This is a genomic window from Paraburkholderia sp. 32 (genome assembly GCF_050435345.1).
Lineage (GTDB): Bacteria > Pseudomonadota > Gammaproteobacteria > Burkholderiales > Burkholderiaceae > Paraburkholderia > Paraburkholderia tuberum.
Window position 1 is genome coordinate 1,479,031 of record NZ_JBNDKD010000001.1, and the last position, 12,909, is coordinate 1,491,939.

Here is a 12,909-nt window from a genome sequence, read left to right on the forward strand (position 1 = left end):
GTTAGTCGAGGTCGATCCGTGGAACCTGGAAGGAGCCTTCGAGCGATCTCAATTCGGCGCGATGCAGTTCCGCAAGCCGTTCGAGTACCCGTTCTCCCGCTCTTTCGAGGTGTACTTCAACCTGGCGGCGATCGGTCTCGCTGACCTGGCGGCGCACGAGATTCAGTGCCTCGCAGCGCGATACCAGCGCGACGACGCCGTGATGTTGCGCCTGCAGACGCTCCGCGAGTTCGCCGACGGTCGCCCAGTCGCGCTCCGGATAGCCCTTGATGTGCAGCAACAACAGGTATTGCAACGGCGTGATGCCCTCGCTTTGCGCGGCCTGCTCCGAGAAGCGCTCGAAGCGCCGCATCTGATAGCGAAACTGCGACAACTGCTCGAAATCGCTCTTAACGAGCTTGCGAGTCCGTACTTTCATGGCAAATCCGCCGATGCGAAGAAAACCGAAAATATATCACGTCATGATGTACTTGAGCGAATTGCGGCCGTCGCAACGGCATCGCGCGGCAGGTCTCCTCGGTCTTTTAGTTGAAAATCAGGCCGCCTCGCGGGCTCGGGTGGCGGTTTGCCGATACAGGCCGGAGATCAGGTCCACCTGCGTGATCATGCCGACCACGCGGCCCGCGCGATCGAGCACCGGGATGTGGTGATGGCCGAAGTTCGCGAACATCGGCACCAGTTCCGTGATTGGATCGGTGGCGGCGACGGTGCAGACGTCGGTGGTCATCACGCTGCCGACGTTCGACGTGCGAAGCGCATCGCCGCGCAGCCAGCCGTCGAAGTAGTTCAGGATCGGGCCGAGCGCACCGAAGCTTCTTCTGTCGACGAAATCGGCGCGCGTGACGATGCCTAGCAGTTTCTGCGCCGCGTCGACGACCGGCAGCGCCTTCACGTTGTGGCGCTTGAACAACTGCCATGCGGCGGCGGCGCGCGTGCCCGGCGATACCGACACGAGGTGGCGCGACATCACGTCTTCGCAGCGCAGTTCGTTGAAGCTGCGCGAGAACGCCTGAAGCTGCGTTTCGCGCAGCAGCGAATAGAGATCGTCGGTGTCGATGTCGAGCAGTTCGTCACGGCGTCCGAGCACGGCTTTGACGTCTTCGCGCGTGAAGCCGACGCGCGCGGCTTCGTCGGCGGCCTGGCTCGGTGTCGCGCGGTCCTGGCGTCCCGCATGCGGATAACGGTGGCCGGTTGCCGCGTGATAGACGAGCGCCGCGAATAGCAGCGCGGCCGACTGGATCGCGATGGGTTCGAGCACGAAGCGGTAGCCGAGCGCATGAATGACCGGGCCGCCCAGCACCGCGGTCAACGCGACCGCGCCCGACGGCGGGTGCACGCAGCGCAGCGCGAACATGCCGGAGATCGACAGCGCCACCGCGAGGGCGGCCGCCAGCGTCGGATCGCCGATCAGCATGGCGCAGGTTACGCCGACCGTCGCGGACACGAGGTTGCCGACGATGATCGACCATGGCTGCGCCAGCGGGCTCGCGGGCACCGCGAACAGCAACACGGCGGAAGCGCCCATCGGCGCGACAAGCAGCGGAATATTTGCGACAGGGCCGAGCAGCAGATACATCAGACCGCCGGTGAACGCGATGCCGAGAAGCGCGCCGAGGCACGAACGCGCACGCTCGTGCCATTTCACGGTGACCGGTGCAGGGAGAAAGCTGGCAAGCCAGCCGAGAGCAGGAGAGCGGGACAAGATAGGAGCAGAAAGTAGTCGATGATGCCGGGCCCGACATTACCGGGGAAACCCTGGCAACGCGAATACAGTCTGGTCATGATTATATGTCAATATGATATAAAAGTTCTCCGCCCCCCGCGCGGCGCGCGGAATCTGTCGCATCTCGCAGACAGTCGAGACCACAGCCGACGTGCTTCAGCATGGCCCTTAAATCAACCCTCGGCGCGTTCTTTTTTGTCACATCGTGATATAAAATGAGAGCAGGCGGATTGGGAGGACTCGTTGGCCCGTTGCCTGATAGACCGATAAAGGAGCCATCATGATGATCACATTTCAATCGACGGCGTCGCCGGATGTCGTCATGCTCAGGGATCTCGCACAATATCTGCTTGGTCTGATCGGCAAGCGGCTCGGCGCGCGGGGTGTTATCAGCCACGACGAGCTGCCCCGCGCGATCGATCGGCTCGAAACCGCCATCACCGAAGACGCGGCCGCGGAAACGACCCTCGAAGCATTGCACTGCTCAACCAGTAATCAACGCGAGTCGCGCAACCGGCTGTCGCAGCGCGCGTGGCCGTTTCTGGACATGATGCGTGCGGCGCGCGACTCGGACGCAGACATCATCTGGGGGCTGTAGTTCGTCGAGGGAATCGCGATGAAACGACTTGCGTCGTGTCGACGTTTCGCAATCGTCCTCATTTCGGTTTGCGCCGTTCCGCTTGCCTATGCGTTCTCACCCGCGCAGCAGACCGGCCGATACCCGCAGCCGGTGTGCGGCTCTTGCACCGCATCGTGCGGCACGGGGGTGCGAAGCAGTGTGATCGGCGTGTATGGCGGCACCGTTGTCGACCAGTTGTCCAGCGGAGCGGTGGTGCTCGTGAAATGGCCGAACGGTTCGCCGCACGAGGCATGGACCGCTCGGTCGCATGGCTATGGTTTGCCCGTCGATCCCGCGGCAAACGCTGCTCATGTTTTCTTTCTGTGGCCTGAGTCGTAGCGCGGTGTTCCTGATCGCCGCGCCGAGCAACCGCTATTTCAGGGCAGGGATTCGGTGGCCGCCGAAACTCGTGAATAGTGCCTGTTTGACCGCGTTTCTGTAGGTATTTGCATGCATCGGTGTCGCGCGGTATATATCACGAACTGACATATAATTAATTGATCACGTGCCGCACGGCGCAAGGAGATTCTCATGTCGAGCTTCAAGCGCATTCTTCTCTGCTACGACGGAACTCGCGAAGGACAACACGCGTTGAAGGACGGTGCCGCTCTCGCGCAAGACCTGAACGCAGAAGTGCACCTGCTTTCCGTGCTCAACAATACGGCGTGGATGCAGGGCGCGGACATCACGTCCGCGGTGCCGGTCGATTTCATCAACGAATCCGCCAAAACGCTGCTCGACGAGGGCTTACGAAAGCTCGCCGCACGCGGAATTCGCGCGACCGGTCATCTCGCGATCGGCGAACCACTCGATGAGATTCCGTTTTTCGCTAACGATCTGAAGGCCGATCTGGTCGTCGTCGGTCATCGTCGCAGTCACGGACTCGCGCGATGGTGGGGTGGCCGGCACGACGGGCTGCTGCTCGATCGCGTGACGTGCAGCGTGCTGGTCACGATGGGCGCGGCAACCGATGCGCCGGCCGCAGCCGCAGGCACGGGCGAGACCGCGCGGTCCGCCGAACATTCATGAGCGTTGTGTTGTGTGTTGAGTTGCGTTGCGTTGGCACGGAGGCACACCATGAAAGACGTCGACGAACAGTTCAATCATCCTCAGCCCGTCAGGCACAGCGACAACGAAAAGAGCAAGCTGCCGCAGCGCGCAGCCGATGCGCAGCGGCCGAAGAAAAAACCCGAAGGCGAGCCGCCGGTCGAGTGACGAGGGGCGGCGCCACGCCGTTCAGTTTGCGCGGAAACACTACAACGCTGCCAGCCCGAAAGCCTGGCAGCGTTTTAGTCATGCATGCAAGCCGCTGGCACAGGCGACCGACGTTACGTCAGACAATCAGAAGTCGGTGCTGACCGACAACAGGAACGTACGCGGTGCGCCCTGGGTCAGGTACGTCGTCGCGCCGTAGGCCGACACGGCTGACCAGTACGCCTTGTTCGTCACGTTCTGCACGGTGGCGCGCAACGTCGTCCTCTTGCCGTAGAGGGACGTCTCGTAACGCGCCCCCAGGTCGAAGCGGTTCCACGACGGGATCGACAGCGTGTTGGCCGCGTTCGCTTCCTGCGCGCCGGTATGGATCCAGCGCGCGTTGACCGCGAGCCCCGGCACCATCGGAATGTCGTAATCGGCGCCCAGGTTGAACAGGAAAGTCGGCACGCCCACCGGACGGTTGCCGTCGTAGGTTCCGCCTTGTGTGTTCTCGAGCGTCGCGTCCATCAGCGAAGCGCCGGCCAGCAGACGCAGGCCCTTGAGCGGCTCGCCATGCACTTCGGCTTCGAGACCGCGATGGCGTTCGTTGCCGTTCAGGCCATAAATATGCGTGGCCGCGTCGGTGAACGCCGACGGCTGTTCGATCTGGAAAGCGGCAAACGACGCACCGAGCCTTTCGGTGTCGTACTTGACACCCACTTCCCACTGCTTCGTGCGGACCGGCGCCAGTTGTTGACCGTAGTTCAGCGTGCCCGCCGGCGCGATGCTGCCCGCTGCCAGCGCTTCGCTGCGGTTCGCGAAGATCGACACGTTCTGCGTCGGGCGCAGAACGAGGCCGAACAGCGGCGTCGTGATGCCGTCGCTGTAGTTGCCGCTGCCGATGCCCGTGTTGTCGTAGTTGGCCGTCGCGATCTGCTGGCGACGCGCGCCGACCGTGAACAGCACCCGGTCATGCAGGAAGCCGAGCGTGTCGGACGCGGACACGCTGCGGATCACCGTGGTGGCCGTCATGCCCGGATCGGCCAGGTTGCCGCCTGACATCGTCGTGGCCGGGTAAGGCGTCTGCACCGTGTTGTAGAGCGAGACCGGGCCCATGAAGGCGTAGGTCCACGCGGAGTTGGTGTTCTCGCTCGTGATGGCGCCGCCCGCCGCAACCCTATGCGAGACCGGGCCGGTGTCGAAGCGGCCGCGCACGCCGACTTCGGCGGAACTCGAATTCTGGTTGTACGGCACGCCGAGACGGGCACCGGTGACGCCGGTCGACGAATAGGTCGGCGAGTAGTACTCACCTTGCTCGACCGTGCGGCGCACACCACCGGTCGCATAGGCGGTCCAGCCAGGCAGGAAGTCGTATTCGGCCTTCAGGATGCCGACGGTGTCTTCGAGGTTCGTGTACGACCAGTTCTGCGCGTAGTTGTAAGTTGCCGGCGGCACGGCGGGAATCGCGTCGGTGAAGTAGACGACCGGGCGGCCGTCGCTGACGTGCTCGCGCTGATACAGGAAGTCGCCGGACAGACGCAGCTTGTCGCCGCGCCAGTCGAGCGCGACGGCCGTAGTGTTGTCGCGGCGGTGTTCGCCGTCGATGCTCGTCTCGCCGTCACGATTCGCCTGGTTCACGCGGATCCCGAACTGGCCTTCGCTGCCGAAGCGTCGGCCGACGTCCACCTGCGCGCCGAACTCGCCGGAGCCGCTGGTTGCGAGTGTCACGTTGGTGGTCGGCGTGTCCTCCGCTCTCTTCAGCTGCACGTTCACGCCGCCGCCGATCGCCGAGCCCGTCGGCGAAGCACCGTTCAGGAACGCGTTGGCGCCCTTGAACACGTCGACCCGCTCGACCGCCGCGGTCGAGACCAGTTGGCGCGGCGTAACGCCGTACAGACCGTTGATCGAGATGTCGTCGGCATTGAGCTGGAAGCCGCGAATCACGAACACTTCCGAGAAGTTGCCGTAGCCGTACGCGGTTCGCACCGACGGGTCGTTTTCGACCACGTCGGCGAGCGTGCGCGCCTGCTGATCCTTGATCAGCTTGGCCGTGTAGGTCGTCATGCTGAACGGCATGTCGATGTTGCGCTGCTTGCCGAGCACGCCGTAGTCGGCGCCGCGCGCGACCTGGCCGCCCGCGTATGTCGGCGACAGGTCGCCGGGCAACTCTTCGACGGCGGCCGCCTGAACCTTGATGGCGGGCAGCGTGCCGTCGGCGGCGGGGGCGGAGTCGGAGTCGGTGGATTGAGCGAACGCGCTGGCCGGGACACTGAAAGCGACGGCGATGGCGGCAAGGATGGTGGCGCGATGCAGAGTGGCTTGAGCAGGCGTGGCCTGCGGGCGATTCCAGCGTGAAACGGACATGAATTGGAAAGTAGGCGTGGTCGTCGATCTTCCGTCCCGGGGCGCTAGTTGGAATCCGGGCGGCATTTTTCCTGGTTGCGCGCGCGGATGATGCCGTTTATGTAAGCAGTCCGAGCGCAGAACGAAAGGTTCGGCGGAATTATAGTGCAAATAGGAATCATTCCTATTATAGAGACGCAACGATTTACGGAACTGATGGCAAAAGTGGATGTTTTCGATGACGTCGAGCGGCCGCGACGCGCGGGTTTGACGCCGCCGCAGCCGCGGTACAGCGCTTGCTACCCACCCAAAGGTTTACTCGCAGGCCGCCATACATGCCACGAAATCCGACTACCTGCCAGAGGTGGAGCGCCCGAGAGGTCCAGCTATTGCACGGCGTGCCGCGCGTGCTCGTCATCGACGACAACGAGAACGCCGGCGAAGCGCTTGCCACCTGGCTTTCCTACGAGGGTGTCGAGGCGCGCGCCGCGACCGGCTGCACCGCGGCGCTGCACTGCGTGCGCAACTGGGTGCCCGACGTCGTCGTGCTCGACATCATGATGCCGGAGCGCGACGGCTACGAAACGGCGAGCGCGCTGCGCCGCTATCTGCCGACGCACAGTCTCGGCATCGTCGCGTTTACGTCGCTGGACGAGGACCACGTGAGGCAAACCGGCCGCGAGCGCCACAACTTCGACGGTTATTGCCAGAAGGGCACGGCGCCGGCCACGCTGCTCGCCCTGCTGCGAGGGTTGTGGCGCGGCTAGCGACCGGGGCGCGCGTCGATAAAAAAACGCGGCGGCGTGGACATCGCTCCACACCGCCGCGCTTTTCAACCGCGCTCTTTAGTCGGACCCGCAACCCGCCGCGCTCAACCGCTCAGCTCTTTCGCGCGGTCTGCATCCAGCCGGCTTGCACGCCGAACTGCGCGATCTGTTTCGCGACTGCATCGGCGAGGCGCTTTGCATCGTCCGACACGCCCGCGCGCTTCGTTTCGGTCACGCCGTGCAGGCCCGCGCCGGCCGCTGCCGCGGTCGCGACGGTGCCGGCCGCCGCGCCGACCCCGGCGGTTTCGACCATGCCGGGCATCTTGCCGCTGTCCGCGTTGGCCGTGAAGCTCTGCACGACACGCGGCGTGCCGCCCGCGGGCTGGTAGACGATCCGCACCGCGCTGCTCACCTCGCTCTTGCCCGCGCCCAAACCGATCAGCGTGCGGCGGCGGCGATTGCCGGCGTCGATCGTCTCGAAGCTGCCTTGCACGAGCAGCACGTTCTGGCCGGCGGGCGCCGGCGCGTCGGTGCGCACCGCGTGCAGACCCATCGCCTGCAGCTGATGGACGATCTCGTCGGCGACCTGCTCGCGCACCTTGGCGGCATCGGCAACCTGCTTCTGCGCGTCCGACGAGCCCGACATCTGCGTCTTCAGTTTTTGCAGCATGCCGCCGTTGTCGAGCTTGACCTGCTGCGGATCGGCATCGAACGTGTAGACGTAGATCGTGTCCGGATGCATCGTCGATTGCGTGCCTGCGTCGGCCGTCGCGGACGTGCTCGTCGCGCTCAGATTCGTGACGCTGGCGCCGGCGCAGCCGCTCAGCAGCGCGCCGCCGCACACGAATGCCATGCAGGTGAAACGGGCGGCGTTCTTTTTGATGAAGTTCACTGAAGTCAACATGATGATCCTGTGGTCGGCACGCGGTGCCAGTCTGTTCGAGTCCATCGCCGATGATCGGGCAACCGTGGGATCGTCGATCGTCGGCGAAGGGATTCGCACGTGAAGCCTTTCGATCTCATGCGTCTGTGATTCGTCACGCACCGGCAGCGAACGAAGTATGGGTGAGCGGCTCGCCGAACTCCATTCAACAATTATTTCGAGCGATGTCACGGCGAGACGAAGAAGAGCGCGCGGACGTCGAGCCGCCGATCAGCTCAAAGCGAGCTTGACGATGCAGCACAGGACGAAAACTAGCAGGGCGGCGGCAATGGCCATGTCCATTGGATAGCGCATTCCTTCACCCTGCCCTGACGTTGCGGAGCTCCTATCGTAATCACCTGACGGAAGATGAAAAGCATCAGTGAAGCGCCAATGTGGGACAGGCAACGTAGTCCCGGAAAGCCGCGCGGGGCGGGGCTGCGGGAGCGCACGGACGAGATGCGGCGATGCAGCGGTCGCTCGAACGCGCTCGCATGTTCCGGCGCAAAGAAAAAGCGCCGCGTGGCGCGGCGCTTTATTCGCAATTCGCGATGAAAATTTATTGCGGTTGTGCCGCTGGCTGACCCGGCGGCGTGCCATGCGGCGCCTTGTTCGCCGCCACGAGATCTTCGGCGAGACTCGTGCGTAGCGTCGCGATCGCCTGCTCGGGATTGGCGGGCTTCAGCTGCTCGCGCGCGAGCGAGTCGTACACGTAGTGACGCAGCATCGGATCCTGGGTCTTGTTCAGCACGTCGTGGTAGACGGCGACGATCTCGCCTTCATGACCGTTTAGCGCATACAGACGGCGCAGTTGTTCGAGATCATTGATCACCGCGAAAGCTGGGCTCGGATGACCCATCATCGGACCATGCCCCGGCGGCCCGTCGCCGCGCGGGCCGCCGTCGTGCATAGCGGCGGGCGGGGGCGGCGGCATGCCGTCGTCGGCGAGCGCGGCCGTCGCGATGATGCCAAGAACCGCGGCCACGGCCGCGCCGAAGAATGCGTTTCTCATGATGTCGCTCCCATCGAAAACAGCGCCGGCGCCACGATGGACCGGCTCCTCGCAACGATAGTCGACCCGCTGATTCGTCGGGTTACGAAAGCCATTCAGTAACTTTCCGAGCCTTTCGCGGCGCGCGGCCTAGCGGCGCGCGGCTCTGCGGCGCAGACCCCGAAGCGACGCACGTTGCCGTGAACCGGTTTTCGCCAGGGTGAGTCCGCTGGCGCAACCCAGCCGGATAGCGCATGATTGCTCCGATGTGCCGTGCGACCCCAAAAGCACCTTGCTGTGGCGGCACGCGCGGCACACGCAGCCGCCGGCATCGGCGTCGCGCCTGGTGCGGGCGACGCAGAGGCGATGAGTCTTCAACCGCAAGGAGGATTTCGCATGGACCGACCCGATGCAGCCAATCCGTTTGGCGATCTAACCAAAATGCTGGAGCAGTTCAAGCTCCCCGGATTCGACGTGCCCGCCATCATGGAAGCGCGCCGAAAGGACATGGAAGCGCTGGTTCAGGCGAACCAGACAGCATTCCAGGGGATGCAGTCGCTCGCGCAGAAACAGGCCGACATGCTGCGCACCACGCTGGGCGAGCTACAGGCGCTGACTGCGCAGCTCACGGCGGCCGGCACCGCGCCGTCGAGCAAAACCGCGGAGCTGATCCAGCAGAGCCTGCACAAATCGCTCGCCGACATGCAACAGCTCGCACAAGCTGCGTATCAGACCCAGGCGGAGTCGTATGGGGTGATCGCGAAACGCGTCGAGGAGAACGTGCAGGAGTTGAAGTCGCTTCTTCAGCAACAGAAGAAGTAGCGCACGCCGCGAGTTCCGGACGATCTATGACGCGGAGGGCCGCCAGGCCCTCCGCTTTTTTTGCCCGTCGGGATTTGCGTTGCAAGCCTCATGTAGCCAGAGGAATGCGGACTCCGCCCGCTCGTTATTCAGCAGACGCTTACATCGATGAACAAGCGCTGCTCACGTTCGCAACTTTTACGCGTGGCGGCCGCAATTTCCGCAGTCGGTCAGTTCTAAATGTCAGACGGAAACCGAATAAGCGTCAAAGCATTGTCGCCAAAAGGCTTTTGCCCACGCTGATCAAACCCGGTCGATCGATTCAACAACTCCGAACAGTTTCAATCGCGCCGCAAACGATGCCGCGCGCCATTCCCCTGACTAAAGTTTCGCCTCGCCTTTCCGTAGACGCATTCACGCAGCCCAACCGGCGTGAAGGCAACCGGCTTTGCCGGTCAGGTGTGCGCCCCTAGTCTCGCGTTTGTGATCGGCTACATGCAGGTCGCGGCGTTTCACCTCGAAGGAAATCTCTTGAAACCGATGCTTCTCACCCGCATTGCCTGCGCAATGCTCGGGGCAAGCTGCGCGTTGCCGTTCGGCGCGCACGCGACGCTCGGCCAGAACGCCAGCACCGTCGACGGCGATCGGACGCGCCTGCATGCGGTTGCTCGCGCGGCCAGCGCGCAGGGCGCGTATTCGGTGCATGCGCTGACGCTGCCGTCCGGCACCGAGGTGCGCGAATACGTGGCGGCCAACGGCATCGTGTTCGGCGTCGCGTGGGATGGCCCGACGCTGCCCGATCTGAAGGCGACGCTCGGCGCGTCCTTCGATGCCTACGTGGTCGCCAGCGCGGCGCGCCGCGGCGCGCCGCTCGCGGTCTCGAACGGTGATCTCGTGGTGTTCTCGAGCGGCCATCTGCGCGCGTTCACCGGCTACGCCTATCTGCCGCAGGCGGTGCCCGCGGGCGTCGACGTCAGCGTTATTCAATAACGGAGCGAATCATGCGATCCAGGTCTTCGTGGATGACTCTGCTGGGCGCGGCGCCCATCGTGGTTCTGGCGCTGCTGTTGAGCGCGTGCGGCGGCGGCGGGGGCGGCAGCGCGAGCACCACGGCCAATTCGAGCACCTCCAGCAACTCGAACGGTTCGGGCAGCTCGACCAGCTCGTCGGGTTCGACCGTGACCAACACGTCGCCGTCGCCGCAGGTGCTGGCCGCCAACGCGGTGCGCGTGACGGTCGACTCGGGCGTCAGCAACGTGCCGAACATGCCGTTCGTCAGCATCACGATCTGCGCGCCCGGCACCAGCAACTGCCAGACGATCGATCACGTGCTCGTCGATACCGGCTCGTGGGGCGTGCGCGTGTTCGCGTCGCAATTGCCCGCGTCGATGAGCCTGCCGCAGCAGCAGGACGGCTCGGGCAACCTGGTTGCCGAATGCATGCAGTTCTTCGACGGCTACACGTGGGGCGCGGTGAAGCTCGCCGATGTGCAGATCGCCGGCGAGAAAGCCGCTGCGCTGCCGATCCAGGTGATCGATCCGGGCTACGCGTCGCTGCCGGGCGATTGCGCGGCCGTCGGCGCGGCGCGCAACACGCCGGCCGCCTTGCAGGCGAACGGCATTCTCGGCATCGGCGTGTTCAAGCACGACTGCGGCGCGAACTGCGTGCAGCAGGCGATCCCCGCGACCTACTATGGTTGCGGCGGCACCAACTGCACGTCGATACCGCTCGCGCAGACGTACCAGGTCGCCAATCCGGTGCCGTACTTCGCGACCGACAACAACGGCTCGATGCTCAGTCTGCCGACCGTGTCGGGCGGCGCGCCATCGGTGTCGGGGCAACTCGTGTTCGGCATCGGCACGCAGAGCAACAATGCGCTCGGCGGGGCGCAGGTGGTCGGTGTGAGCCCGTCGAACGGCACGTTCACGACGGTGCAGAACGGCACCACGTATACGCGCAGCATTATGGACAGCGGCTCGACGGGACTCTTCTTCCAGACCACCTTGATGCCGGCCTGCGCGAGCCCGAACAGCGCTTATTACTGCCCGAGCTCGACGCAGCAGTTGAGCGCGATGATCGAAGGCGTGAATGGCACGACGAGCGCGGTGACGTTCAACGTCGGCAATGCGATGTCGATCGCGCAGACTGATAGCGGCGACTCGGCATTGCCGCTGCTCGCGGGCCCGGCATTCGTCACGTCGACGGTGTTCGACTGGGGGTTGCCGTTCTTCTACGGTCGCAATGTCTATGCGGCGATCGAGCAGCAGTCGACGCCGGGTGGGACGGGGCCTTATGTGGCGTACTGAAGTGGCGTACCGAAGTCGCGTATTGAAGTGGCGAGCCGAGCGCGTGTAGCCCGTTGCTCGCGGCTCGATGATGCGCGTCATATGCGCCCGCTGCCGGCTGGTCCGGCGGCGGGCTTTTTTATGCACTGGTTGGCTCGCGGTGGCCCTTGTCGCGCTTGTCACCCGCTGCCGCGATCACGCGATGCACAAAGCGCAGCTTGTCGACCACCGGCGCGGCGAGGGTGAACGGATAGCCGTCGGGCATGCCGAGACTGCGATTCAGACTGTTCAGCGCATAGGTGAGCGGAAACCAGCGCTTCATCAGATTGCCGAAGCTCGCGTCCTCGACCGGCGTGCGGTCGGTCAGCGTCGGCTCGCTCGGATCGTCGGGCAGCAGCGCGAGGCCGTAAGACGTCGACGTGTCGAGCACGTCGACGATCAGCAGATAGTGCGCCCATGTCTCCGCCCAGTCTTCCCACGGATGCATCGTCGCGTAAGCGCTGATGTACGACGCCTGCCAGTCGGCCGGCGCGCCGTCGCGATAGTAGGCGTCCAGCGCTTCGCCGTAGTCGGCCTGCTCGTCGCCGAACAGCTTGCGAAACGGTTCGAGCCAGCGCGGCTCGGTTTCGATCAGGTGGCGGAAAAAGTAGTGGCCCGTCTCGTGGCGGAAGTGGCCGAGCAACGTGCGGTACGGCTCGCCCATCGCGGTGCGCACTTTCTCGCGATGCGCGTCGTCGGCCTCGGCGATGTTCAGCGTGATCAGCCCGTTGTCGTGACCGGTCATCACGGGCTTGCCGGCGCCGCCGTCGGCGAGAAACTCGAAGGCGAGACCGCGCTCGGGGTCCGCGTCGCGCGATCGCACGTCGAGGCCAAGCTCGCCCAGCGTGTACAGCAGACGCCGCTTCGCGACTTCGAGCCGGTACCAGTAGAGCCGGTTCTCCGGTTCGCTCAGGTTCGGAATCGTGCTGGTCAACTGGCAGGCGTGGCACAGCGTGTCGGGCGAATCGGCTGGGATCATCCAGTTGCAGACGTTTTCGACCGCGTAGTTGTGGCATTGTCGGAACAGCGCGCCATTCGCCTCGGGATGCAGGCTGCGCCAGCGGCCGTCGCCGGCGTCCGCGAACGCGCTGATTTCCCGCAGTTCAGGCAGATAGCCGAGCAGCGACTCGCAGCGCTCGCAGCGGACGTTCTCGTAGAACACGAGGTGCGCGCAGCGATTGCAGTGGAAGGTTTTCATCGGGCGGGCCTCGTGATCGGTGCTATG

The 12,909-nt window shown here is 64.4% G+C and carries 13 protein-coding genes; 7 read left to right on the forward strand and 6 right to left on the reverse strand.

Annotated features, from left to right (window positions below; genetic code table 11):
• Window position 1 precedes the first annotated feature (1 nt).
• The gene (locus OKW26_RS07020; protein ID WP_090807212.1) at window positions 2-418 is read right to left on the reverse strand and encodes a MarR family winged helix-turn-helix transcriptional regulator; all 417 of its coding nucleotides are present in this window, start codon (window positions 416-418) and stop codon (window positions 2-4) included.
• Between the two features lie 117 nt (window positions 419-535).
• Window positions 536-1,702: an HPP family protein gene (locus OKW26_RS07025; RefSeq protein ID WP_429353089.1), complete on the reverse strand. Its 1,167-nt coding sequence runs from the start codon at window positions 1,700-1,702 to the stop codon at window positions 536-538.
• 301 nt (window positions 1,703-2,003) lie between these two features.
• On the opposite strand from OKW26_RS07025, the gene OKW26_RS07030 reads away from it, so the two are divergent.
• The 3 genes from OKW26_RS07030 (at window position 2,004) to OKW26_RS07040 (ending at window position 3,557) form a co-directional block, all read left to right on the forward strand.
• Window positions 2,004-2,321: a DUF1840 domain-containing protein gene (locus OKW26_RS07030; protein WP_018423542.1), complete on the forward strand. Its 318-nt coding sequence runs from the start codon at window positions 2,004-2,006 to the stop codon at window positions 2,319-2,321.
• A gap of 552 nt (window positions 2,322-2,873) precedes the next feature.
• Complete coding sequence (locus tag OKW26_RS07035; protein ID WP_429353090.1) at window positions 2,874-3,371, forward strand: universal stress protein; 498 nt, start codon at window positions 2,874-2,876, stop codon at window positions 3,369-3,371.
• 48 nt (window positions 3,372-3,419) lie between these two features.
• Window positions 3,420-3,557 carry a hypothetical protein gene (locus OKW26_RS07040; RefSeq protein ID WP_167368721.1) on the forward strand — a complete coding sequence of 46 codons (138 nt, stop codon included), beginning with the start codon at window positions 3,420-3,422 and terminating at the stop codon, window positions 3,555-3,557.
• A 126-nt stretch (window positions 3,558-3,683) separates the two neighbouring features.
• Here OKW26_RS07040 and OKW26_RS07045 read toward each other — a convergent pair whose 3' ends face one another.
• Window positions 3,684-5,900: a TonB-dependent receptor gene (locus OKW26_RS07045; protein ID WP_429353091.1), complete on the reverse strand. Its 2,217-nt coding sequence runs from the start codon at window positions 5,898-5,900 to the stop codon at window positions 3,684-3,686.
• Window positions 5,901-6,214: 314 nt separating this feature from the next.
• Between OKW26_RS07045 and OKW26_RS07050 the strand changes: the two genes are divergently transcribed.
• Window positions 6,215-6,646, forward strand: a complete 432-nt coding sequence (locus OKW26_RS07050; protein WP_429353092.1) for a response regulator — start codon at window positions 6,215-6,217, stop codon at window positions 6,644-6,646.
• Window positions 6,647-6,758: 112 nt separating this feature from the next.
• On the opposite strand, the gene OKW26_RS07055 is transcribed toward OKW26_RS07050, so the two are convergent.
• Both OKW26_RS07055 and OKW26_RS07060 read right to left on the reverse strand, forming a co-directional pair.
• Complete coding sequence (locus tag OKW26_RS07055) at window positions 6,759-7,550, reverse strand: DUF4410 domain-containing protein (protein WP_429353093.1); 792 nt, start codon at window positions 7,548-7,550, stop codon at window positions 6,759-6,761.
• A gap of 577 nt (window positions 7,551-8,127) precedes the next feature.
• Window positions 8,128-8,580 carry a hypothetical protein gene (locus OKW26_RS07060; RefSeq protein WP_184046564.1) on the reverse strand — a complete coding sequence of 151 codons (453 nt, stop codon included), beginning with the start codon at window positions 8,578-8,580 and terminating at the stop codon, window positions 8,128-8,130.
• A gap of 375 nt (window positions 8,581-8,955) precedes the next feature.
• Here OKW26_RS07060 and OKW26_RS07065 point away from each other — a divergent pair, with 375 nt between their 5' ends.
• From OKW26_RS07065 to OKW26_RS07075, 3 genes are all read left to right on the forward strand, one after another.
• Window positions 8,956-9,381, forward strand: coding sequence for a phasin family protein (locus tag OKW26_RS07065; RefSeq protein WP_184063446.1), 426 nt, complete (start codon window positions 8,956-8,958; stop codon window positions 9,379-9,381).
• A 519-nt stretch (window positions 9,382-9,900) separates the two neighbouring features.
• Window positions 9,901-10,350 (forward strand): DUF2844 domain-containing protein, encoded by a 450-nt coding sequence (locus OKW26_RS07070; RefSeq protein WP_429354188.1) that lies wholly within the window; start codon window positions 9,901-9,903, stop codon window positions 10,348-10,350.
• A gap of 11 nt (window positions 10,351-10,361) precedes the next feature.
• Complete coding sequence (locus OKW26_RS07075) at window positions 10,362-11,666, forward strand: DUF3443 domain-containing protein (RefSeq protein WP_429353094.1); 1,305 nt, start codon at window positions 10,362-10,364, stop codon at window positions 11,664-11,666.
• A gap of 118 nt (window positions 11,667-11,784) precedes the next feature.
• Here OKW26_RS07075 and OKW26_RS07080 read toward each other — a convergent pair whose 3' ends face one another.
• Window positions 11,785-12,882: a zinc-binding metallopeptidase family protein gene (locus OKW26_RS07080; protein WP_429353095.1), complete on the reverse strand. Its 1,098-nt coding sequence runs from the start codon at window positions 12,880-12,882 to the stop codon at window positions 11,785-11,787.
• Window positions 12,883-12,909 lie beyond the last annotated feature (27 nt).